The sequence below is a fragment of the Stutzerimonas stutzeri genome, assembly GCF_024448895.1.
GTDB classification, from domain to species: domain Bacteria; phylum Pseudomonadota; class Gammaproteobacteria; order Pseudomonadales; family Pseudomonadaceae; genus Stutzerimonas; species Stutzerimonas stutzeri_Q.
Genome location: NZ_JAMOIC010000016.1, coordinates 63,839 through 87,384 on the forward strand (window position 1 = coordinate 63,839; position 23,546 = coordinate 87,384).

A 23,546-nucleotide genomic window follows, 5' to 3' on the forward strand; every position below is an offset into this window, starting at 1 on the left:
CCCGCGGCCTAACGGCGGAACGCGGCGCATGGATAATGGAGACGACCGTAGATGTCTCGGAGCGCTTGGGCGAGTAAATTCGCCGCTACAGGTGAGGTTCTGTATTCGCTTCTGAGCTTCATGTAGGGGCGAACTTGTTCGCCCGCGGCCTACGGCGGGGTGCTGCACATGGGAATGGAGATGACCGTAGATGTCTCGGGGCGCTTGGGCGAATAAATTCGCCCCTACAGGTGCGCTTCTGGATCCGCTGTCTGCGATTTATGTGGGGCGAACTTGTTCGCCCTGAGGGAGAGCGAATCAGTACCCGGTCATGGTAGGGCACCAGCCTTACAGGCTATCCGGATCACCTACGAACATCTGAATGCGTGAGCGCAGCCAGCGCTCGGCAGGATCGTTGTCCTGCGCACCGCGCCAAGCCATGGACAGTTCGAAATCCTGGCTGGTCTCGAAAGGCAGCGGCTCGGCGCGCACTCCGCCATTCGCGGCGAGGGCGGATGCGGCGTAGTCGGGTAGCGTCGCGACCAGATCCGTCCCGGCTAGCAGACTGGCGAGGCCATTGAACTGCGGCACGGCCAGTACCACCTTGCGCTTGCAGCCATGCAGCGCCAGCTCGTCGTCGATATAGCCGTTCAGGTCACCGGCGAAGGACACCATCGCGTGGGGCCGCGAGCAGTAGTCTTCCATGGTCATGCGGCCGGGAATGCTGTCGGCGCGCAGCAGCATGGGTTTGGGCCTGCGCAGTACCTTGCGTTTGGCATTGGCGGGCAGCTCTTCGGTGTAGCACACGCCTACCGAGATTTCCCCGGACGCCAGCAGGCCTGGCATCAGCAGATAATTGGCACGCCGCACCACCAGCACCACGCCCGGCGCTTCAGCGCGGATGCGCCTGAGCATTTGCGGCAGCAGGGCGAACTCCACTTCATCAGTCAGGCCGATACGGAACACCAGCTCGCTGGTAGCCGGATCGAAAGTCGAGGCACGGCTCACCGCGGTGGAGATGGAGTCCAGCGCCGGTGACAACAGCCCGGCAATTTCCTGTGCGCGAGCGGTCGGCTCCATGCTGCGGCCGGTACGCACGAACAACGGATCGTCGAACAGCGTCCGTAGTCGTGCCAGCGCAGCGCTGATCGCCGGCTGGCCGAGAAAGAGTTTCTCGGCAGCACGGGTCACGCTGCGTTCGTGCATCAACGTTTCGAAAACGATGAGCAGGTTGAGGTCTACGCGGCGAAGGTCGTTGCGATTCATGCCGTTCACTTCAAGCTGTGGTCAGACTTAGGAAGCGACTGACCTGATGAGGTTGCGTCTGCATTCTAGACAGATCGGGGTGACGTCGACATGTCCATTTCCGCTTTGCAATTACACAAACCTGCTGCATCGGGTGCGGCCTTACATACAGCACATCATCATTCCGGCGCATGGCGACTATCGAGCGGAATGCAGGGATCGCGGCTGGAGTTGTACCGCCGGTACAGATAGAGTCACTAACACAGTAGTAATCGAGGGGTCTTTTTCATGTCCCGCATCATCCGTTTCCACCAGTTCGGGCCAGCCGATGTGCTGCGCTATGAGCAGCGTGACGTGCCACAGCCTGGCATAGGTGAGGTTCTGATCGGCGTCAAAGCGATCGGCATCAGCTGGAACGACGTGCTCTGGCGTCAGGACCTGGCGCCGCGTCACGCCCAACTTCCGGCCGGGCTAGGCAGTGAGATCGCTGGCGAAGTGCTTGCGGTTGGCGAGGCGGTGGATTGTTTTTCGGTCGGTGACCGTGTGGCCAGCTTCCCCGGCCATGACCTCAATCGATACCCGTTGTACGGCGAGCAGGTGCTGCTGCCGCATACATCCCTTGTCCACCACCCGGAAATGCTCAGTGCTGTCGAAGCCTGCATTCACTACACGCCAGCTCTTGTGTCGTATTTCGCGCTGGTGGAGCTGGCCAAGCTGGAAACAGGGCAGTTCGTGCTCGTAACACAGGCCCGGCACTGCACCGGACCATCGGCGGTGCAGATGGCCAAGGCCTTGGGTGCACGCGTGATCGCCACCTGCGACACAGCTGAAGACCGCGACTTTTTGCGTGAGCTTGGCGCCGAGACCGTCATTGTCACCGAAGAAGAGGATCTTGTAGGTCGTCTGCAAAAGGTTACTGAAGGGGCGGGCGTTGAGGTGGTGCTCGATAGTTGTGGTGGCTCGCAGATGAAGCTGTTGGGCGACGTTATCGCCCCCCGGGGTAAGTTGATTCTCTATGGCCTGATCGGCGGCAACGAGACGGCGTTCCCTGCTTGCGCGGCGTTCAAGAAGAACTTCAAGTTCTTCCTCCATTGCCTGTGTGATTTCACCGGTCAGCCGGAATTGGGCATCGAGCAGAACCGCGAAGCCGTGCAGCGTGCCCTGCTGCATATCAACCAGATGACGGCTGACCGCCTGATAACCCCGCAGGTGGACAAGGTGTTCGGCTTTGACGAGGTGGTCGCGGCGCACGAGTACGTCGAAAGCGGCATCCCCCGCGGACGCGTAGTGATTCGCGTCGATTGATTTGGAGGCCTCGGAACAGAGGCCTCTCATCGCTTCACAGAAACTTTTCCCCGCGGCGCCAAGTCCTCCGAATACAGGCTTTCAACCCTTGACGGAGGTTTCAGCATGCCCGACGAAAACCAGACCCTGCCCCCACAGCATCAACCAGAGCCTGGTAAGGAAGGCGAGATGACCCCGCGCCCCGAGTACCGGGGAGAGGACTACAAGGCTGCCGGTAAGCTCGACGGCAAGGTCGCGATCATCACGGGGGGCGACAGCGGAATCGGTCGCTCGGTAGCCGTACTGTTCGCTCGTGAGGGGGCTGATGTGGCGATTCTCTATCTCGATCAGCATCAGGATGCCGACGAAACCCGTCGCGTGGTGGAGGAGCATGGCCGCAAGTGCCTGACGTTCGCGGGTGATGTCGCTGACCGCGATGTCTGCCGCAAGGTCATCGATGAGACGCTCGGCAAGCTTGGAAAGCTCGACATCCTGGTTAACAACGCGGCTGAACAGCATCCGCAGGAAAAGCTCGAGGACATCAGCGAAGAGCAATGGGAGAAGACCTTCCGCACCAACATCTTCGGCATGTTCCAAATGACCAAGGCCGCGCTGCCGCACCTGGGCAAAGGCGCCTCGATCATCAACACCACCTCGGTCACCGCCTACAAGGGCAGTCCGCAATTGCTGGACTATTCGGCTACCAAGGGCGCTATCACCGCCTTCACTCGCTCGCTGTCGATGAATCTTGCCGAGCGCGGCATTCGGGTTAACGGCGTCGCCCCCGGCCCGATCTGGACGCCCCTGATCCCCTCGACCTTCGATGAAGAGAAGGTGGCGAAGTTTGGCGCCAACGTGCCGATGGAGCGCCCAGGCCAGCCCGATGAAGTCGCACCTGCCTACGTCTACCTCGCCAGCACCGACTCGTCTTACGTCAGCGGCCAGGTCATCCACGTAAACGGCGGAACCGTGGTCAACGGCTAAACGTCGACCCATACAGGAGAAAGGCTATGCCTCGCACAATCTGGAAGGGTGCCGTCAGTTTCGGTCTGGTTCACATCCCTGTCGCCCTGGTGCCTGCAACCACGCGCTCGGGCATCGACTTCGACTGGCTGGACAAGCGCAGCATGGACCGCGTCGGCTACAAGCGCATCAACAAGACAACCGGCGAAGACATCGACAGCGAGAACATCGTCAAGGGTGTGGAGTACGAGAAGGGAAACTACGTCGTCATCAGTGACGATGAAATTAAGGGCGCTCACCCCAAGGCAACGCAAACGGTGGATATCGTCGCGTTCGTCGATGCCAAGGACATTTCTTTTCTCTATATCGATACGCCGTACTACCTGACACCGGATCGGCGCGGGGAAAAGGTCTATGCGCTGTTGCGCGAGACGCTGATCCAGACCGGCAAGGTCGGTATCGCCAACGTGGTGCTGCGCAACAAGCAGCACCTTGCAGTCGTCATGCCGCTTGGCAAGGCACTGGTAATGAATACCCTGCGCTGGGCGGAGGAAGTCCGTGGCGTTGAGTATCTGGAGATGAAAGACGAGGCGCTCACGTCCGACCTCAACCCGAAGGAACTCGACATGGCCAAACGGCTGGTCGAGGACATGAGTGAAGAGTGGAACCCTGACCAGTACAAGGACACCTTCCAGGATCAGATCATGGATCTGGTGGAAACCAAGGCGCGCGAAGGCAAGATCGAAGCGGTTGGCGGGCCGGAAGAGGCAGTTGATCGCCGCAGTGCCGACGTCATCGACCTGACTGAACTGCTCAAGCGCAGCCTTGCAGGCAAATCAGCCAAGAAGGCGGCACCGCCGGCAGAGGAGGTCGACGAAGAAGACGACTCGGACGAAGACGCCGCGCCAGCTAAACGCACTGCAAGCAAAAGCGCCGCCAGCAAAGCCAAGACACCGGCCAAGTCCACGGCTGGCAAGGCGGCGTCTGGCAAGACCACGACGGCTCGCAAGACCAGCACCAGTAAGCCCGCTGCCAGCAAGCCCAGTACCAAGAAAGCCGGCTGAGCCTACGAGGAGGGCGCATGGCTGCCAAAGCGGACAAGAGCCGCCCAGATGTGGGCGGTATCGGCATCAGCAATCCCCAGCGGGTGATCGACGCCGAGAGCGGCGCCACAAAGTTGCAGCTTGCGCAGTATTACCAGGCGGTCGGCAAGTGGATGTTGCCGCACCTGAGTGGCCGTCCTCTTTCTATCGTCCGCGCGCCGGAAGGCGTGGGTGGCGACAGCTTTTTCCAGCGACATTGCGGGCGGCTGAAAATGCCGCACATGCGGCTGTTGGACAAGGCACTGGACCCTGAGCATGCGCGCCTGATTCAGGCGGACAGCGTCGCTGCTGTGGTCGAAGCGGCTCAGATGGGCACCATCGAGTTTCATACCTGGAATGCCCGTAGTGACCGTATCGACAAGCCCGATCGGGTCATTTTCGATCTGGACCCGGACCCCGAGCTGCCCTGGTCGAGCATGGTCGAAGCCACCTGCATGACTCTCGATCTGCTGGATGAACTCGGCCTTCGTGCTTTCCTGAAAACCAGTGGCGGTCGCGGGATTCATGTCGTGGTACCGATTGATCGGCGCCAGGGCTGGGACTGCGCGAATGAATTCGCCCACGGCGTGACCTTGCGCCTGGCCAAGGAGGCGCCGGAACGAATCGCCGCCAAGATGGGGCCCAAGAACCGGGTCGGCAAGATATTCGTCGACTACCTACGTAACCAGCGGGGCGCCAGTACCGTTGTGGCGTTCTCCGCACGTGCTCGGCCCGGGCTGCCGGTTTCGGTTCCCATCGCGCGAGACGAACTTGAATCGCTCAGCGGAGCGGACCAGTGGAACATCCTCAACCTGCATGAGCGCCTGGGCCGTGAGGCAGCTGATCCATGGGCCGACTACGCGTCCACCCGGCAGTCACTGTCTTCGAAGTTGTTGCAGCGTCTCACCGTGCGGTGATGACGCGACCGGTGACCTGTCCTTCGCCGTTTCCTCAGCTAGCCTTATCCAAGCGTAGCGACCTGCGCCGCCCCGTTTGTCTCTCTGGAGGAACCATTCCAGAGCGGTCGGAGTCGATTCACCGATGGGGTAGACATAATAAGTAACAGGAGATACCGATGACCGTGCGAGTATCCCGGCGACAGTTCCTGAAGTTCGGTGCGGCTGGTGTGGGCGCATCGAGCATGGCCATGATGGGATTTGCGCCTGATGAAGCCGTAGCGTCGATTCGTCACTTCAAACTGACCGGCGCAAAAATGACCCGGAACATCTGCACCTACTGCTCAGTGGGTTGCGGAATGCTCCTGTACTCCCGTGGTGACGGTGCGATCAATGTGGTGGACGAGATCTATCACGTCGAAGGTGACCCGGATCATCCAGTCAGCCGTGGCTCGCTGTGCCCTCGTGGCGCAGGCGTGCTGGATTTCATAAAAAGTCCTTCGAGGGTCAAGTACCCCGAAGTGCGCGAGCCATTTACCAACGAGTGGAAGCGCATCAGCTGGGAGGAGGCGTTCTCACGCATCGCCCGGCACATGAAGGACGACCGCGACAAGAATTTCGAAACCCATGACGAGCAGGGCAGGTTGGTCAATCGGTGGATGACGACTTCGATGGTGGCGGCTTCGGCCTGCACTAACGAGACGGCTTATCTCACGCAGAAGATCACCCGAGCACTCGGCATCCTCAAACTCGACAACCAGGCGCGCGTTTGACACGGACCAACGGTGGCAGGTCTTGCCCCAACATTTGGTCGCGGTGCCATGACGAACCACTGGACAGACATTGCCAATGCCAATGTCATTCTGTCGATGGGCGGCAATTCGGCTGAAGCACATCCCGTAGGCTTCCGCTGGGTCATGAAAGCCAAGCAGCGCAGCAAGGCGATCCTGATCTCGATTGACCCGCGCTTCAACCGCACCACTGCGGTGGCGGACTATCACGCCTCCCTACGAACCGGGACGGATATTGTGTTCCTGGGTGGTTTCATCAACTTCCTGATCGAAACCGACCGGTATGCGCATGAATATGTGCGTGAGTACACCGATGCCAGTCTGATCGTGGCAGAAGGGTTCGGCTTCGAGGAAGGGCTGTTCACCGGCTATAACTCCGAGGACCATACCTACGACCGCAAAACCTGGAACTTCGAGCTGGACGAGAACGGCTTCGCTCGACGTGATCCGACCCTGGAGCACCCGCGTTGCGTTCTGCAGCTGATGCGCCAGCACTACAGCCGCTATACGGTGGATCAGGTCGAGAACATCTGCGGCATGCCCAAGGAAAAGGTTCTGGAGCTGTGGGACTTGATGGCCGCCACTTCGGCGCCCGACAAGACCATGACGATCCTCTATGCGCTGGGCTGGACTCAGCACACCATCGGCTCGCAGATCATTCGCTGTGGTGCCATGGTCCAGCTGTTGCTGGGCAACATGGGGATGCCAGGTGGTGGCGTGAACGCGCTGCGCGGCCATTCGAACATCCAGGGGCTGACCGATATCGGGCTGCTGTCCAACCTGTTACCGGGCTATCTGAACCTGCCATCGGTAAACCTGCAGAGCTACGACGACTACATGAAGACACGCATCAAGCAGCCACTGCTTGAAGGCGAGGTGTCCTACTGGAAGTTTTACGAGCGCTTCTTCGTCAGCTTGATGAAGGACTGGTACGGCGATGTAGCCACCAAAGAGAACAATTGGTGCTACGACTGGTTGCCAAAGCTCTCAGAGCCGATCTATGACGTGCTCTACGCGATCAATGACATGACGCTGGGCAAGATGACCGGTGCCATCTGCCAGGGCTTCAACATCCTTGCGGCCTTTCCGAACAAGGCGAAGGTCATGGATGGCCTGTCCAAGCTCAAATTCCTGGTGATCATGGATCCGCTGACGGTGGAAACGGGCGAATTCTGGAAGAACTTCGGCGAATACCACGACGTCGATCCATCGAAGATCGGTACAGAGGTTTTCCGGCTGCCAACTACCTGCTTTGCAGAGGACGACGGCTCCATCACCAATAGCTCGCGCTGGTTGCAGTGGCACGATAAGGCTGCACCGGGGCCGGGCGAAGCGATGACCGATACCGAAATCCTCGGCGAGGTCATGTTGCGCCTCAAGCACATGTATCAGGAGGAGGGCGGGGCCTTCCCGGATTCGATCCTGAACATGAGCTGGAACTACAAGGTACCAACGGCGCCGAAAGCATCCGAACTCGCCATGGAATACAACGGGCGGGCCCTTGCCGATATCACTGATGACAGCGGCAAGGTCATTCGGCGCAAGGGCGAGCAGTTGCAGGACTTCAGTGAACTGCGCGCCGATGGCTCGACCGCCTGTGGGTGCTGGATCTATTCCGGTGCCTGGACCGAAGACGGGAACATGATGGCCCGTCGGGACAATTCCGACCCCTACGACACCGGCAATACCCTGGGCTGGGCCTGGGCATGGCCGATGAACCGCAGGCTGCTCTACAACCGCGCGTCAGCGCGGCCGGACGGCACGCCATGGGCGCCGAACAAGGCCTTCGTCTGGTGGAACGGCGAGCGCTGGACGGGTGCGGACGTACCGGACTTCCCGGTGACGTCACCGCCTGAACAGGGCGTTGGACCATTCATCGTGACCCAAACCGGGGGCGGACATTTCTTCGCTTGCGAGTGGCTGAACGAGGGGCCGTTCCCTGAGCATTACGAGCCGATGGAAAGCCCGATCGACCGCAATCCGATGAGTCCGAACAATGCGCTGGCGATGCATAACCCCATCGTTCGCGTGTTCAAGGAGGATCGTGATTCGTTCGGTAGCAACAAGGACTTCCCTTACGCAGCGACGACTTATCGCCTCACAGAGCACTTCCACTACTGGACGACGCATGCGCGACTCAATGCCATCGCCCAACCGGAAAAGTTCGTCGAGATAGGCGAGGTGTTGGCCGGCGAGTTAGGTATCGCCGCCGGGGACCGGGTCAAGGTCAGCTCCAAGCGAGGCTTCATCACGGCCGTTGCGGTGGTGACCAAGCGCATCGTGCCGTTGCAGATCGATGGTCGCACCGTGCACCAGATCGGTATTCCCATCCACTGGGGTTTCAAGGGCGTGGCGAAAAAAGCCCACCTGACAAACACCTTGACGCCCTTCGTGGGTGACGGAAATACACAGACACCGGAATTCAAGTCATTCCTGGTGAATGTGGAACGAGTGGGAGGGACCGTCTGATGCGCGGCGACCAGATCAATCTGCAGAACATCATTGCCCGTTCGGCCACTACGACCCCGTCGCCGCAAGTGCGCAGCGGCGGTATCGAAAAGGTCACCAAGCTCATCGACGTGTCCGTCTGTATTGGCTGCAAGGCCTGTCAGGTGGCATGTTCCGAGTGGAATGACCTGCGCGACGACGTGGGGCATTGCGACGGCACCTATAACAACCCGCAGGACCTATCGCCGGAGTCATTCGAAGTCATGCGCTTCTCGGAATACGAGAACGAGCAAGGCAATCTCGAGTGGCTGATCCGCAAGGACAACTGCATGCATTGCGCCGAGCCGGGCTGCCTCAAGGCTTGCCCGTCACCCGGCGCGATCGTGCAGTACGCCAACGGAATCGTCGATTTCAATTCCGAACATTGCATCGGCTGTGGCTATTGCGTGGCTGGTTGCCCTTTCGACATCCCCCGGATTTCGAAGAAGGACAACAAGGCCTACAAATGCACGCTGTGCTCAGACCGGGTGTTCAACGGGCTGGAACCGGCGTGTGTGAAAAGTTGCCCGACCTCGGCCATCATGTTCGGCACCAAGGAAGACATGCTCGACTACGGCGCCATGCGGGTTGCCGACCTCCAAGGGCGTGGCTACGAGAACGCCGGTATCTACGATCCGCCGGGTGTGGGTGGCACGCACGTGGTTTACGTGTTGCAGCACAACGACAAGCCGGAGATCTACAGCGGCTTGCCGCGTGATCCGCACATCAGTCCCACCGTGGAGCTGTGGAAAGGCGTGACCAAGCCCATCATGTCGGTGGCGTTGGGCATGTCCGTGCTGGCCGGCTTCTTCCACTACGTGATGAAAGGGCCCAAGGAAGAACCTGAGGATGATCCTGATCCAGAGTTGGCGGCAGCTGATCGCGAACTGGATCGTCGGGGGGAGGACCGGTTATGAGCCATTCCAACGTCAAGCACGGCATCTTGCGGTACGGCTGGTGGACGCGGGTGAATCATTGGCTCATAGCGATCAGCTTCACGCTGTTGGTGCTGAGCGGTCTGGCTTTGTTCTACCCGTTCTTCTTCGGCCTCACCACGCTGTTTGGTGGGCCGGAGCCGACTCGTATCGTGCATCCGTATATCGGCGTGTTCATGTCGCTGTTCTTCGTCGTCCAGGCGGTGCGCTTCTTCGGCGACAACCTGTTTCGTCGCCATGACGTGCAATGGATGAAGCAGATACGCGACGTGCTCGGCAACCGCGACGAGCGGCTGCCGCCAGTGGGCAAGAACAACGCCGGGCAGAAACTGGTGTACTGGATCTTCCTGGCTACCGTCCCGATCCTGCTGATCACGGGCATCGTCCTGTGGCGGCCCTGGATTGCCGACGGCATGCCGGTCTGGGCGTTGCGTTGGGCGGTTACCATCCATGCCTACACGGCTTTCATCGCGATTATCACGCTGGTCATCCATATCTACTCGGCCATCTGGGTGAAGGGCTCGGTACGGGCGATGACCCAGGGTCGCGTGAGCCACGCATGGGCACGCCATCATCATGGGCTCTGGTACGACGAGGTCCGCCGCAAGGAGGGGTACGACGATCCGGGCGGACTGTCCCCAGACCGTGATGTGCCGTCCAAACGAACTTAAGGAGCAAAGGTGAACCACTCTTACGGAAGTGCGCCTTCAGGGATCATGGAGGCGCCGAATGTGGTGTTGCCGGGTGCCAAGGTTTTCAGCAAACGCGCCACCCGCCTGCGGGAACTGATTCTGCAGGTCCCGCCGCTCGATGAGTTCCTGGCGTTCATGGCGCGTCTGGTGCAAGCCCAACATCAGGTACTGAATGAGCGGGAGCCCGCCTGGAAACCGGCAAGCGATGCCTTCGACCAGGCGTTGAAGCACGGCATGCCACCGCTTGGCTTCGAGGCATTGCGCCGTGACGTGCAGTGGCATGAGGACCTGCTGGCGATGCTCGATGCTATCGAACTGCACGTCGGTGAGCGCCAACGCCCACTGCTCGCTGCACTGCGCGAGATGGAGCGAGAGCAACTCGACGCCCTGGCCGATGACGTATTCGGGGCCAAACCCGGAACCGAGACAACACGCCCTTTGTTGCCCCTGGTTGCTGCCGCGCTGCAAATCAGCTGGCAGCGCCTGGCCATGGCATTGCCGCGGCCGCCCGACAAGCCAACCGGCGAAGCAAGAGCGCTGTGCCCTTGTTGCGGGTCGCCACCGGTGGCAAGCGTCATTCACAACGAGCGTCATCGCGCTGGTGTGCGTTACCTGCATTGCTCACTCTGTGCCACCGAATGGCACCTGGAGCGCATCAAGTGCAGCGTCTGCGACAGCGCCGGCAAGCTGGTCTATCTGACCCTTGATGATGAGAAGGGCAAGCCGTTTCTGCCAGTGCAGGCCGAGGCCTGCGGTGAATGCCACAGTTATCTGAAAGTCATGCTGCGTGAGGAGCATGGCCGTGCCGACCCTGTGGCTGACGACCTGGCAAGCCTCGCGCTCGATCTGCTATTGGGCGAGCAGGACGAATACGGTCGCAGCGGTTACAACCCGCTGCTGATCGCCGGCGACTGATCGCGCAAAGCGTTCAGGTTCCTCATTCGTTAAAACTGGCCGCCTTAGGGTGGCCAGCGCTCCAATCGCAGTGCAACGCACCTGCGGCCGACGCCATGCTCGTATGGACTGCGTTGAGCCACGTTGAGCTGTGGATGCGGTGACACTACGGTCGTATGGTCTTGCTGAGCATCCGCTCTCGACAGGCTGCCAGACGGCGCACTTCAACCTCTGACTGTTGACTGCGTCATTCCCGACGCTCATTGCCTCGCCATTTGCTGATCGCTGTCAACGTCTGTCGCGTTGCGGTGGGCAACTGCGCGCTAGACGTCCGTCTAGCTGAACTTTTACAGCCTCCCTTGGTTCGGAAGAACAGAGCCCGAAAAAGCCCGCCAATGGGCTTTTACACGGCAAACCCAGCTCGCCGGACCCGCTTTGACGCGGGTTGGGTTTGTTGTATCGCTACCTAGGTACCCAGGAGCCCGTTCGATGAGCGACGCACAACCGCACGTAACGATTCATCCCCGTCTGGAACAAGCTTTGAAGATGCCGCGTATCGCGATCGAGTCGACCGAGCCCGTGCTCGACGGTGGTCGCTTCGCTGCCAAAGCCATCATCGGTCACCCCGTAAACGTCACCAGCAAGATCTTCGCTGATGGCCACGACCAGCTTGGTGCGGCGATCTGCTGGCGCACCAGGGACGAAAGCGGTTGGCGCCGGGCGCGCCTGAAGCTAATCGGCAATGACAGCTGGGAAGGGGTGTTCACCCCGACACAGGTCGCCAGTCATGAATTCATGATTGAAGCCTGGTGGGATGTCTATGAAACCTATCGCTACGAACTGTCCAAGAAGCATGTGGCGGGCGTACCGGTTCAGCTTGAGCTTGAAGAAGGTCGTCTGCTGCTGGAACGAGCGAGTGCCCGGGCCCAGGGCGAGACCAAGGCCATCATCGACGATGTGCTGCACCGTCTGACAACCTCGCATTTGGACGACGAGCGCGTATCGCTCATGCTGGCTGCCGAGACCGCCGCTGCCATGGCTGATGCGGATCCGCGCGAGCATTGCAGCCAAAGCCCGGTATACCCGGTCGAAGTTGAGCGCCCGCTGGCACAGTTCGCCAGCTGGTACGAGCTGTTTCCGCGCTCGGAGACGGACGATCCGAATCGTCACGGCACGTTCCGCGATGTGCATAAGCGCCTGCCTTCGATCCGTGACATGGGATTCGATGTTCTGTACTTCACGCCGATTCACCCGATCGGCCGCCAGCATCGCAAAGGGCCTAACAATACGCTGCAAGCCGGGCCTAATGATCCAGGCAGCCCGTACGCCATCGGAAGTGAAGCCGGTGGTCACGATGCAGTGCACCCGGATCTCGGCACGCTCGATGATTTCCGCGAGCTGGTCGCCGCGTCACGCGAACACGGATTGGAGATCGCACTCGATTTCGCCATCCAGTGTTCCCAGGATCACCCTTGGCTCAACGAGCACCCGGGCTGGTTTTCGTGGCGTCCAGACGGGACCATTCGTTATGCAGAGAACCCGCCTAAAAAATACCAGGACATCGTCAACGTAGACTTCTACGCCGAGGACGCCATGCCCGGTCTGTGGCTCGCATTGCGCGACGTTATCTGGCACTGGGTCGAGCAGGGCGTGAAGATCTTCCGCGTCGATAATCCTCACACCAAGCCGCTGCCGTTCTGGGAGTGGATGATTGCCGATATCCGCGAGCGCGACCCGGATGTGATGTTCCTTTCGGAGGCCTTCACCAAGCCGGCCATGATGGCTCGCCTGGGTAAGGCCGGGTTCAACCAGAGCTACACCTACTTCACCTGGCGTAACACCAAGGCCGAGTTGAGTGAGTACCTCACCGAGCTGAACGAACCGCCACTGCGCGATTGCTACCGTCCGAACTTCTTCGTCAACACGCCCGACATCAACCCGTTCTTCCTGCATGACTGCGGTCGGGCTGGCTTCCTCATTCGAGCGGCGCTGGCGACCATGGGGTCCGGACTGTGGGGTATGTACTCGGGCTTCGAGCTGTGCGAATCGGCGGCGCTACCTGGCAAAGAGGAATACCTCGACTCCGAGAAGTACCAGATCCGCGTGCGGGACTATCACGCGCCGGGCAACATCATTGCCGAGATCGCTCAGCTAAACCGCATCCGTCGTCAGAACCCGGCGCTGCAGACCCATCTGGGCTTCATGGCTTACACCGCCTACAACGACAACATCCTGTTCTTCGGCAAGCGCACACCGGACCGCTCCAACTTCATCCTGGTCGCAATCAGCCTCGATCCGCACAACGCACAGGAAGCGCATTTCGAATTGCCGCTTTGGGAGCTTGGCCTGCCCGACCATGCAGAGACGCGAGGTGAAGACCTCATGAATGGTCATCGTTGGACCTGGTACGGCAAGACCCAGTGGATGCGTATCGAGCCTGGACATCAGCCGTTCGGCATTTGGCGATTCACTGCAAACGAAGTGGACCCAGACTTGAAGTAACTTCTAGGTTTCGCCAGTTATGCGTTACAGCTCAACAGGTTGCATTTAAAACCTTCTGTTATTTCTAGATAACCTGTTGCATCACTTTGTAGGCCTGCGCCATTCACTTGGGTGAGTGGCGCCGAGGACACAAAAGGAACGAGAACATGGCCAAAGCGCGCAAACCTGCCGCCTTCATCAAGGACCCCCTCTGGTACAAGGATGCGGTTGTCTATCAGGTTCACCTCAAATCCTTCTACGACTCGAACAACGACGGCGTCGGCGATTTCCAGGGATTGATCGAGAAGCTCGACTACATCGCTGACCTGGGAGTCAACACCATCTGGTTGCTGCCGTTCTATCCCTCGCCGCGGCGTGACGATGGCTACGACATTGCCGAATACCGGGGTGTACATCCCGACTACGGCACCATGGCTGATGCTCGCCGCTTCATTGCTGAAGCGCACAAACGTGGATTGCGCGTAATCACCGAGCTGGTCATCAACCACACCTCGGATCAGCACCCATGGTTTCAGCGTGCCCGCAAGGCCAAGAAGGGATCGGCGGCTCGTGATTTCTACGTGTGGTCGGACACGGACGACAAGTACGACGGTACCCGGATCATCTTCCTCGATACCGAGACGTCGAACTGGACCTGGGACCCGGTTGCTCAGCAGTACTTCTGGCACCGCTTCTATTCCCACCAGCCGGATCTGAACTTCGACAACCCGCAGGTGATGAAGGCGGTCCTTAGCGTCATGCGCTACTGGCTTGACCTTGGGATTGATGGCCTGCGCCTGGACGCGATTCCCTATCTGGTTGAGCGTGACGGCACCAACAACGAAAACCTGCCCGAAACCCACGTGGTGCTGAAGCAGATTCGCGCCGAGATCGACGCAAATTATCCTGACCGCATGCTGCTGGCCGAGGCTAACCAATGGCCTGAAGACACCCAGCTGTACTTCGGCGGGGAAGATGGCGGGCTGGGCGACGAGTGCCATATGGCATTCCACTTCCCGCTGATGCCGCGTATGTACATGGCGCTGGCGCAAGAAGACCGTTTCCCGATCACCGACATCCTCAGACAGACGCCGGACATTCCGGAGAACTGCCAGTGGGCAATCTTCCTGCGTAACCACGACGAGCTGACGCTGGAAATGGTGACCGACAAGGAGCGCGACTACCTCTGGAACTACTACGCCAGTGACAAGCGCGCCCGGATCAATCTCGGCATTCGTCGTCGCCTCGCGCCATTGCTGGAACGTGATCGTCGGCGTATCGAGTTGCTGAACAGCCTGCTGTTGTCGATGCCCGGCACGCCAGTCATCTATTACGGCGACGAGATCGGCATGGGCGACAATATCTTCCTCGGCGACCGTGACGGTGTACGTACACCTATGCAGTGGTCGGTGGACCGCAACGGTGGTTTCTCGCGTGCCGATCCGCCGAGCCTGGTGTTGCCGCCGATCATGGACCCGCTGTACGGCTATCAGGCGATCAATGTCGAGGCTCAGCAGCGCGATCCGCATTCGCTGCTCAACTGGACGCGTCGCCTGCTGTCCATCCGCAAGCAGTTCAAGGCGTTCGGTCGCGGCACGTTGAAGATGCTGGCGCCGAGCAACCGCCGAATCCTTGCTTATATCCGTGAATTCACTACTCCAACCGGTGAGACCGAAGTCATCTTCTGCGTTGCCAACGTATCGCGTTCGGCCCAGGCGGCTGAGCTCGAGCTGTCGCACTACGCCGGAATGGTGCCGGTTGAAATGGTCGGCGGCAGTGCCTTCCCCCCGATCGGTCAGTTGCCGTATCTGCTGACTCTCCCGCCTTTCGGCTTTTACTGGTTCCAGCTGGCAACCAGTCACCAGATGCCGAGTTGGCACCAGGAACCGGTGGAAACCATGCCCGACTTTCAAACCCTGGTGCTCAAGCGTCTTGATACGCTCACCACGGCTAACAAGAAGATCCTCGAGACCGAAGCGTTACCGGCGTACCTGCCGAAGAGGCGCTGGTTCGCTAGCAAGGACGCCAAGATCGATTCGATCAAGATCTGCTACAGCGTGCCGTTTGGTAACCCTCAGCGGCCTGTACTGCTGAGTGAGGTGGCGGTTGAAGCGGCAGGGCGTACCGATATGTACCAGTTGCCGCTGGGCTTTCTCGACGAAGGCGAGTTCGACATCGCATTGCCGCAGCAACTGGCGATGGCGCGGGTTCGTCGTGGTCCGCAAGTGGGGCTGTTGACCGATGCCTTTGCCTTGAACCAGTTTGTGCTGGGCGTTATTCAAGCGCTGCGCGAGAGCCAGGTGCTGCCTTGCGGCGACGGCGAGATCCGCTTCGAACCGATTGGCGGGCTGGCCGAGGTTGAACTGCCGGCGGATGCTGAAGTGCGCTATCTCACGGCCGAGCAGTCCAATAGTTCGGCGATCATCGGCAGCAGCATGATGATCAAGGTGCTGCGCCGGGTTTCAGCGGGCGTTCATCCTGAACTGGAGATGGGACGCTTCCTCACCGAACAGGGCTTTACCCACATTTCCGCGATGCTGGGCCAGGTCACCCGTGTAGACAAACAGGGCATGCAGCACGCCCTCATGGTGGTGCAACGGTTCCTGGACAACCAGGGCGACGCCTGGGAGTGGACGCTCAATACCCTCGACAGGGCCGTTCGCGATCAGATTGCCGGAGGCGTATCGCTGCACGAAAACCAGTTCAGCGCGCTGGAGGAACTGGAAGCCTTCAACCGACTGCTGGGCCAACGCCTGGGCGAAATGCACATGGCCCTGGCCGCGAAAACAGACGACACCGCATTCGCCAGCGAGGCGACTCGTCCGGCGGACATCAAGGACTGGACCAAAGCCATCTCTGCACAGGTCGAGCGTGCGCTGGACCTGTTGCAGAACCGCCGTGGCGATCTGGACCGCAAGGGTGCGGCGCTTGTCGATCAACTGCACAAGCAACGCAAGCAGCTCATTGCCGAGGTCAAGCGACTGGCCGACCGCACCGCAGGCGGGCTGCGTATCCGCGTCCATGGCGACTTGCACCTTGGCCAGATTCTGGTGGCTCAGGGCGATGCGTACTTCATCGACTTCGAGGGCGAACCGGCTCGCTCGCTGGAAGAGCGTCGAAGCAAACTGAGCCCCTTCAAGGATGTCTCAGGCGTGCTGCGATCCTTTGAATATGCCGCTGCCATGGTCATGCGCAACGCGCAGATCAGTGACAGCTCGGATGCGGCTGATCAGGCTCGCCGATCCATTTCAGAAACCTATCAACAGGGTGCGCGTGCGGTTTTCCTGGAAGCCTATCGCGAGGCCACCAGAGAGATGCCGCACGCCTGGAAGGATGACGCAGGTGCCGACGCAGCATTGGCGTTGTTCAGCCTGGAGAAGACTGCGTATGAAGTTGCCTACGAGGCAGAGAACCGCCCGGCCTGGTTGTCCGTCCCGCTTCAGGGGCTGGCTGAACTGGCCCAACAGATTTCCGATGGAGGTTCCCAATGAATGATCGTCCGGTCGTAACAATGCCCGGTGAGACCCTTTTGCCCAGCGACGCCGATGTCGACGCGTTGGTGCGTGCCGAACATGGCGACCCGTTTTCCATTCTCGGGCCGCATCCAGACGGTGAAGGCCTGGTCATCCGGTCGTACCTGCCCAACGCCCTTGGCGTGGAGGTGCTTGAACGGACCGGCGGACGGGTTCTAGCGGCGATGGAGCAGGGCCAGGTGCCCGGCTTCTTCTTTACCCGGCTGACCAATCCGCAGCCCTACATGCTGAAAATCCGCTGGGCTGGAGGCGAGCAGATCACCGAAGACCCGTTCAGCTTCGGGCCCCAGCTGGGCGAGATGGACATGTACCTGTTCTCCGAGGGTAACCACCGGGAAATAGGTCGCGTGTTCGGTGCACAGCCGATGGAAATCGATGGCGTACAGGGTGTGCGCTTCGCAGTCTGGGCGCCCAACGCCCGGCGTGTGTCGGTAGTGGGCAGCTTCAATGGCTGGGACGGCCGCCGGCATCCGATGCGGCTGCGTTTCCCGTCCGGTGTGTGGGAAATCTTCATCCCGCGTCTGCAGCCCGGCGAAAGCTACAAATACGAGATCCTCGGCCAGCACGGGATATTGCCGCTAAAAGCCGACCCGATCGCGCTGGCTACCGAGCATCCACCGGGAACCGCTTCGGTAATCGCCCGTCCGCTGGATTACGAGTGGAAGGATGAAGCCTGGCTGCAACAACGCGCCGCGCGCCACTCGCTGCAGGCGCCGATGACGATCTACGAACTGCATGTCGGGTCCTGGCGCCGTGACGGCGGTGATGACGGCCGCATCTACGACTGGCACGAGCTGGCCGAGCGGTTGATCCCTTATGTCGTCGACATGGGCTTTACGCATATCGAGCTGATGCCAATCATGGAGCACCCATTCGGCGGCTCCTGGGGCTATCAGTTGCTTTCGCAGTTCGCACCAAGCGCCCGCTACGGTAATGCGCATGACTTCGCCGCCTTCGTCGATGCCTGTCACAACGCCGGCATTGGCGTGATCCTCGACTGGGTGCCCGCGCATTTCCCCACCGACGCTCATGGCCTTGGCGAGTTCGACGGCACTGCGCTTTACGAATACGCGCATCCGTTCGAAGGGTTCCACCAGGATTGGGACACCTACATCTACAACCTTGGGCGTACCGAGGTGCACGGCTTCATGTTGGCCTCTGCGCTGCACTGGTTGCGTGAGTTCCACGTTGATGCGCTTCGCGTCGACGCAGTGGCGTCGATGCTCTATCGCGACTATTCGCGCAAGGAAGGCGAATGGATCCCTAACCGCCACGGCGGCCGTGAAAATCTCGAAGCGATCGACTTCCTCCGTCATCTGAACGACGTGGTGGCCACCGAGACGCCAGGCGCCTTGGTGATCGCCGAGGAGTCCACGGCGTTTCCGGGGGTCAGCAAGCCAACCTCCGACGGCGGACTCGGGTTTGCTTACAAGTGGAACATGGGCTGGATGCACGACACTCTTCAGTACGTGCAGGAAGACCCGGTCAATCGCCAGTACCACCACGACAAGCTGACCTTCGGCATGGTTTACGCCTATTCGGAGCACTTCGTGCTGCCGATTTCCCATGACGAAGTTGTGCACGGCAAAGGCTCGCTGGTCGACAAGATGCCGGGCGATCGCTGGCAGAAGTTCGCCAACCTGCGTTCCTACCTTTCGTTCATGTGGACGCATCCAGGCAAGAAGCTGCTGTTCATGGGCTGCGAGTTCGGTCAGTGGCGCGAATGGAGCCATGACCGTGAGCTCGACTGGCACTTGCTTGAGGAACCCGATCATCGCGGTACGCAGAATCTGGTCCGCGACCTTAACCGGCTGTACAGCCAAGAGCCGGCACTGCACGAGCTAGATGCCGACCCGCAGGGCTTCCAATGGCTGATTGGTGATGACCGTGCCAACAGCGTGTTTGCCTGGTTGCGCAAGAGTTCGACAGGTCATCCTTTGCTGGTCGTGGGTAACTTCACGCCAGTGGTACGTGAGAGCTATCGGATCGGTGTGCCGGTGGACAGTCGCTGGCTGGAGATCTTCAACAGTGATGCCGAGTGTTACGGCGGCTCCAATGTCGGCAACGGCGGCGGAATCCTTGCCGAACAGGTGCCGGCACATGGGCAGGAGATGTCGTTGTCGCTGACATTGCCACCGTTGGGCGTGATCATCCTGCGGCCGCAAGTCTAGGGGGAGAGGGCGCCTGCTGGCGGGCGCCTGGATCCAAATACATGCGGCAAAAAGAAGCCGGGACCTGGGTCCCGGCTTTTTCATGTCCTGCTTTTTTGGATTGCTTGTGGCAACGCTTGCTGATGCCTTGTCTGGCTAGGCAGCCGTAGGTGGATGCTCTTCAGGGCGTTCGCCGTCTCGTTCAGCGGACGACGCATTGCCGTTACGCAGCTTCTTGGCCCCGGCTTCAAGCACCACATAGGTGATGGTGGCGAAGAACAGCGGCACCAGGAAATACACCACGCGGTAGCCAATCAGGCCACCGACGATGGCACCTTTGCTCATGTCGTCAGCCAGCGCCGCAACAAACACCGCTTCGATTACGCCCAAGCCGGCCGGGATGTGAGCGATCACGCCGGCAATGCTGCTGATCATGAGGATGCCGAGCACCTCTGGATAGGCCACCTTCTGCGAAAGCATGAAGTAGACCACCAGCGCCATCAGCGACCAGTTCATGGCCCCCAGAAGCATCTGCACTGCTGCCAGGCGCAGGCTTGGAAGGTGAATATCGTGTTTACGAATGGTCCAGTGCCGCCGCTTCGAGAAGCCACAGGCCCAGAGATACACCAGTGCGAACAGAAGCATCGCGCCGCCCAGCACCCGCAACGCGGTATGCCCGATTTCCCACGAATCAGGCGGAGTAATCCAGCCAAGGGCAAAGATCAGCCCCGCCAGCCAGATGTATCCCAGCCAGTTGGTCAACACGCTCATGGTAAAGACGCGGGTGATCTGCGCGGGTTGTAAACCGAAGCGGGAATACAGCCGAAAACGCAGCGCGATGCCCCCCACCCAGGCACTGAGGTTCAGATTGAAGGCGTAGCAGACGAACGTGACGGGCAGGATCTGCCGGATCGGCAGATTGTGTTGGGCGTACTGCCGTCCGAGCACATCGAAGAAGCAATAAACCACGTAGCTGGCAAAGGCCGCGGCGCCTGCCATCCACAACGTTTTCGCGCTGTAATTGCGCAGCGTGTTGTAGACCTCGTTCCAGTCGATGTTACGAGCCAGGCTAATAAGCAGTCCGGCAACAAGAATAAAGAAGACGTAGGTGAGGATCTTCTTGATCAGCGGCCAGCGGCGTTTCCAGCCGCTGGCCGACTTCTCAGGGGCCGATTCGGTCATTGCTGATCCCTTTGCAAGGGGGCTGGGGCGGGCTCCACAGGCTCGGGGTCGAGCAGTTGCAATTTCGGCCGGTGCGCAGGGAAAAAGCCAACCATCTGCGGAAAGTGTCGCAGGAAGTGGAAGATGACGAATGCCAGCGGTGCACGCCACCAGTAGCCGCGAATCATGCGTTCCAGTGGAATGCGACGGCAGTGCTCCTGCAACAGCTGATCCAGCTTCTCGTGCAGCTGACGATTGAAAACGTGATCCCGGATGATCAGGTTCGCTTCGAGGTTGAGCGACAGGCTGAGCGGATCGAGGTTGCTCGACCCCACGGTCGACCACTCATAGTCCGCCAGCGCGACCTTGCCATGCAGGGGGCGACGGCAATACTCGTAAATCTCGACGCCATCGCTCATCAGGTAGTTGTAGAGCATCCGCGCGCCGAACTTGGCGATCGGCATATCCGGCTCGCCCTGGAGGATCAACCTGACCCGAACGCCGCGCCTGGCCGCGTTGCGGATTTCACGCAGTACCCGGTAGCCGGGAAAGAAATAAGCGTTGGCGATGAGCAGCCGCGAGCGAGCATCGCGAATGGCCTGCAAGTAGTGCTGCTCGATGTCTGTGCGGTGGTCATGATTGTCACGAGTGACAAAGAGTGCTCGCGCTTCACCCCGGCTGACGCCGACGAACCCATTGCTTTGCGTACGCACCCTGCGGTGCCACCAACGCCGGTTGGATTGCGCCGGGGCGATGGTGCTCAGGGCAAAGCGGTGAATGTCGTGGACCACAGGTCCTTCGATCTGCATCGCGTAGTCCTGCTTGGCAGCAGGGCCGAAGTCGCCCAGATGATCCGCGGAAAAATTGATACCCCCAATGAACGCAAGGTTGCCGTCGATCACCACGATCTTGCGGTGCATACGGCGGAACACATTAACGCGCTTGCCAAGCAGCCGCTTGCCGGGATCGAACATGTGGATGCGCACGCCGGCGCGCGTCATCGCAGCAGCAAATTCGCCATCGAGATCGGCGGAGCCATAGCCATCTACGGTTACGTCAACACTCACGCCGCGCTGCGCAGCCGCAATCAGTACCTGTTGCAGTTCTGTTCCAACCTTATCTTTGAAGAAGATGAAGGTTTCCAGCAGGACTTCCTTTTCGGCGGCCGCAATGGCCTCGAACACGGTAGGGAAGAACTCCTCGCCGTTTTCCAGCAACTGAAGACGATTCCCGTCTCTCCAGTGAAAATTCATAGGTGTATCTCCACCGCCAAGGGCAGATGATCGGACAAGTGCGTCCAGGGTTTGTTACCAAGAATTTGTGCCCTGTGGCTCGTGGCGTTGCGGACGTAGATGCGATCCAGACGCAGCAAGGGCCAACGGGCCGGGAAGGTCTTTGCCACCTTGCCATGAGACACCGCGAACACCTCATGCATACCCGCGCAGCGATCAAGCACCTTGGCACCCTTCAACTGCCAGTCATTGAAGTCGCCGGCGACCACCACCGGTGCGTCCTTTGGCAATGAGTCGAGCAGCTCGCAGAGCAGTGCCAGTTGCTGCTGGCGATGGCTTTCGCGCAGCCCCAGATGCACGCAGATCGCATGAAACTCATCATGTCCCGGAACCTGCAGCACACTGTGCAGCAAGCCCCGACGCTCGGGGCCGGCGATGGAAATGTCGAGATTCTCGTAGCGCGTGATCGGAAACTTCGACAGCAGCGCATTACCGTGGTCCCCATCGGGGTAGACCGCGTTACGGCCGTAGGCGAAATCGGTCCAGATGCTGTCGGCGAGAAACTCGTACTGGGACATCTTGGGCCAGTCGTGAAATTTCATCGCATGCTTTTCATGGGTGCCCAGCACTTCCTGCAGGAACACGACATCGGCGGAAACCGACCGGACCGCTTCGCGCAGTTCCGGAAGGATGAATCGACGGTTGAGTGCGGTGAATCCTTTGTGCGTATTGACGGTCAGCAGGCGTACCGAATTGACGGCCGTGGACATGTGGGCGTCCAGGTCGCTGCTGTCGAGCGGGTGATTCTTGTCCAGATTCAATCCAATGCTCCTTCCAGGTGGCCCGGAGTGGTCTCCAGGTCTTCCTCCAATCCAAGCCTGCGCAACAGTTGTCGCGCGTCGTAGGGGGCTCTTACTTTCACGTCGTTGTCGAAATAGCAGTAAATCTCGCGGGTCTTGCGTGCCGCAGGCTTGGCCGAGGAGATGAGGTGAGCGGCCTCGGGCTGCTTGCCGTTGTGCCAGAGCGTGATGCGTTGGCACCAGTTGTCCAGCGCCTCGTCGGTGTAGCCGCTGGTGTACAGCTCTTCGGCACCATGCAAACGGATGTAGACGAAGTCGCTGGTCAGGTCTTCGCGATAGGGCCATTTGCCCGCGGTATCGGCGACGACCAGCGCGACCTTGTACTTGCGCAGGAGCGCAATGAAGGCGGGATCGACAAAGCTCTCGTTGCGGATCTCCACGGCATGCCGCAACTTGCGCTTGCGGTCGATCTCCAGGTAGCTACGACCCTCCATCCGGGCTTCACAACCTTTCGCCATTTCCAGAGCAGCCTCGGTGTCGTGGGGCAGCAGGGAGAGGAAGGTCTCGAAGGCTTCGGGATCGAACTTGAAAGAGGGGGGAAACTGCCAGAGGATCGGCCCGAGCTTGTCCTTGAGCGCAAGGACGCCCGAGGCCAGGAAGTTGGCGATGGGCTTTTCTACATCGCGCAAACGCAGGATATGAGTGATGTAGCGCGGGGCCTTCACGCTGAATACGAAGCCTTTGGGGACTTCGTCATACCAGCCGGCATACAGCTCCGGCCGCTGCAGCGAATAGAACGAGCCGTTGATTTCGATGCTGCTGACCGCGCGCGAGGCGAACTTCAGCTCGTTTTTCTGGGTGAGCCCCTTGGGGTAGAAGTCGCCTCGCCAGGGTGCGTAGCGCCAGCCTGACATTCCGATATGGATGGCTGCCATCGCGGT

16 protein-coding genes are annotated in these 23,546 nt (G+C 60.0%); 11 read left to right on the forward strand and 5 right to left on the reverse strand.

Going from position 1 to position 23,546, the window contains the following annotated elements:
* Positions 1-327: 327 nt before the first annotated feature.
* Positions 328-1,245: a LysR family transcriptional regulator gene (locus NA619_RS17825; protein WP_122166418.1), complete on the reverse strand. Its 918-nt coding sequence runs from the start codon at positions 1,243-1,245 to the stop codon at positions 328-330.
* Between the two features lie 267 nt (positions 1,246-1,512).
* On the opposite strand from NA619_RS17825, the gene NA619_RS17830 reads away from it, so the two are divergent.
* The 11 genes from NA619_RS17830 (at position 1,513) to glgB (ending at position 19,433) form a co-directional block, all read left to right on the forward strand.
* Positions 1,513-2,529, forward strand: a complete 1,017-nt coding sequence (locus NA619_RS17830; protein ID WP_255963151.1) for a zinc-dependent alcohol dehydrogenase family protein — start codon at positions 1,513-1,515, stop codon at positions 2,527-2,529.
* 105 nt (positions 2,530-2,634) lie between these two features.
* Positions 2,635-3,492: an SDR family oxidoreductase gene (locus NA619_RS17835; RefSeq protein WP_255963152.1), complete on the forward strand. Its 858-nt coding sequence runs from the start codon at positions 2,635-2,637 to the stop codon at positions 3,490-3,492.
* A gap of 26 nt (positions 3,493-3,518) precedes the next feature.
* On the forward strand, positions 3,519-4,535 hold the full coding sequence (locus tag NA619_RS17840) for a Ku protein (RefSeq protein ID WP_255963153.1): 1,017 nt from the start codon (positions 3,519-3,521) through the stop codon (positions 4,533-4,535).
* Between the two features lie 17 nt (positions 4,536-4,552).
* The gene (ligD, locus tag NA619_RS17845) at positions 4,553-5,470 is read left to right on the forward strand and encodes a non-homologous end-joining DNA ligase (protein WP_255963154.1); all 918 of its coding nucleotides are present in this window, start codon (positions 4,553-4,555) and stop codon (positions 5,468-5,470) included.
* A gap of 164 nt (positions 5,471-5,634) precedes the next feature.
* A complete protein-coding gene (fdnG, locus tag NA619_RS17850) occupies positions 5,635-8,709 on the forward strand; it encodes a formate dehydrogenase-N subunit alpha (RefSeq protein WP_255963188.1) in 3,075 nt (1,024 codons plus the stop codon).
* Positions 8,709-9,644, forward strand: a complete 936-nt coding sequence (fdxH, locus tag NA619_RS17855) for a formate dehydrogenase subunit beta (RefSeq protein WP_255963155.1) — start codon at positions 8,709-8,711, stop codon at positions 9,642-9,644. The genes fdnG and fdxH overlap by 1 nt, the downstream gene beginning before the upstream one ends.
* Complete coding sequence (locus NA619_RS17860; RefSeq protein ID WP_255963156.1) at positions 9,641-10,333, forward strand: formate dehydrogenase subunit gamma; 693 nt, start codon at positions 9,641-9,643, stop codon at positions 10,331-10,333. Before fdxH ends, NA619_RS17860 begins: the two co-directional genes overlap by 4 nt.
* A gap of 45 nt (positions 10,334-10,378) precedes the next feature.
* A complete protein-coding gene (fdhE, locus tag NA619_RS17865) occupies positions 10,379-11,269 on the forward strand; it encodes a formate dehydrogenase accessory protein FdhE (protein WP_255963189.1) in 891 nt (296 codons plus the stop codon).
* A 468-nt stretch (positions 11,270-11,737) separates the two neighbouring features.
* Entirely contained in the window at positions 11,738-13,750 is a 2,013-nt protein-coding gene (locus NA619_RS17870; RefSeq protein ID WP_255963157.1) for an alpha-1,4-glucan--maltose-1-phosphate maltosyltransferase, read from the forward strand.
* A 146-nt stretch (positions 13,751-13,896) separates the two neighbouring features.
* On the forward strand, positions 13,897-17,220 hold the full coding sequence (gene treS, locus NA619_RS17875) for a maltose alpha-D-glucosyltransferase (protein ID WP_255963158.1): 3,324 nt from the start codon (positions 13,897-13,899) through the stop codon (positions 17,218-17,220).
* On the forward strand, positions 17,217-19,433 hold the full coding sequence (gene glgB, locus NA619_RS17880) for a 1,4-alpha-glucan branching protein GlgB (RefSeq protein WP_255963159.1): 2,217 nt from the start codon (positions 17,217-17,219) through the stop codon (positions 19,431-19,433). The genes treS and glgB overlap by 4 nt, the downstream gene beginning before the upstream one ends.
* Positions 19,434-19,568: 135 nt before the next feature.
* Here glgB and NA619_RS17885 read toward each other — a convergent pair whose 3' ends face one another.
* The 4 genes from NA619_RS17885 to NA619_RS17900 are packed head-to-tail and all read right to left on the reverse strand — an operon-like array spanning position 19,569 to position 23,540.
* Positions 19,569-20,594, reverse strand: coding sequence for a lysylphosphatidylglycerol synthase domain-containing protein (locus tag NA619_RS17885; protein ID WP_255963160.1), 1,026 nt, complete (start codon positions 20,592-20,594; stop codon positions 19,569-19,571).
* Positions 20,591-21,826 (reverse strand): cardiolipin synthase ClsB, encoded by a 1,236-nt coding sequence (gene clsB, locus NA619_RS17890; protein ID WP_255963161.1) that lies wholly within the window; start codon positions 21,824-21,826, stop codon positions 20,591-20,593. The genes NA619_RS17885 and clsB overlap by 4 nt, the downstream gene beginning before the upstream one ends.
* A complete protein-coding gene (locus NA619_RS17895; RefSeq protein WP_255963162.1) occupies positions 21,823-22,626 on the reverse strand; it encodes an endonuclease/exonuclease/phosphatase family protein in 804 nt (267 codons plus the stop codon). Before NA619_RS17895 ends, clsB begins: the two co-directional genes overlap by 4 nt.
* Complete coding sequence (locus NA619_RS17900; protein ID WP_255963163.1) at positions 22,623-23,540, reverse strand: DUF72 domain-containing protein; 918 nt, start codon at positions 23,538-23,540, stop codon at positions 22,623-22,625. The genes NA619_RS17895 and NA619_RS17900 overlap by 4 nt, the downstream gene beginning before the upstream one ends.
* Positions 23,541-23,546: the final 6 nt, after the last annotated feature.

What these genes read in the sequence shown, in the direction of transcription:
- fdxH (WP_255963155.1), top strand. Translation starts at nt 8,709, where the DNA reads ATGCGCGGCGACCAGATCAATCTGCAGAACATCATTGCCCGTTCGGCC.
- NA619_RS17885 (WP_255963160.1), bottom strand. Translation starts at nt 20,594, where the DNA reads ATGACCGAATCGGCCCCTGAGAAGTCGGCCAGCGGCTGGAAACGCCGC.
- NA619_RS17840 (WP_255963153.1), top strand. Translation starts at nt 3,519, where the DNA reads ATGCCTCGCACAATCTGGAAGGGTGCCGTCAGTTTCGGTCTGGTTCAC.
- NA619_RS17900 (WP_255963163.1), bottom strand. Translation starts at nt 23,540, where the DNA reads ATGGCAGCCATCCATATCGGAATGTCAGGCTGGCGCTACGCACCCTGG.
- fdhE (WP_255963189.1), top strand. Translation starts at nt 10,379, where the DNA reads ATGGAGGCGCCGAATGTGGTGTTGCCGGGTGCCAAGGTTTTCAGCAAA.
- NA619_RS17870 (WP_255963157.1), top strand. Translation starts at nt 11,738, where the DNA reads ATGAGCGACGCACAACCGCACGTAACGATTCATCCCCGTCTGGAACAA.
- NA619_RS17835 (WP_255963152.1), top strand. Translation starts at nt 2,635, where the DNA reads ATGCCCGACGAAAACCAGACCCTGCCCCCACAGCATCAACCAGAGCCT.
- clsB (WP_255963161.1), bottom strand. Translation starts at nt 21,826, where the DNA reads ATGAATTTTCACTGGAGAGACGGGAATCGTCTTCAGTTGCTGGAAAAC.
- NA619_RS17830 (WP_255963151.1), top strand. Translation starts at nt 1,513, where the DNA reads ATGTCCCGCATCATCCGTTTCCACCAGTTCGGGCCAGCCGATGTGCTG.
- NA619_RS17825 (WP_122166418.1), bottom strand. Translation starts at nt 1,245, where the DNA reads ATGAATCGCAACGACCTTCGCCGCGTAGACCTCAACCTGCTCATCGTT.
- NA619_RS17860 (WP_255963156.1), top strand. Translation starts at nt 9,641, where the DNA reads ATGAGCCATTCCAACGTCAAGCACGGCATCTTGCGGTACGGCTGGTGG.
- treS (WP_255963158.1), top strand. Translation starts at nt 13,897, where the DNA reads ATGGCCAAAGCGCGCAAACCTGCCGCCTTCATCAAGGACCCCCTCTGG.
- glgB (WP_255963159.1), top strand. Translation starts at nt 17,217, where the DNA reads ATGAATGATCGTCCGGTCGTAACAATGCCCGGTGAGACCCTTTTGCCC.
- ligD (WP_255963154.1), top strand. Translation starts at nt 4,553, where the DNA reads ATGGCTGCCAAAGCGGACAAGAGCCGCCCAGATGTGGGCGGTATCGGC.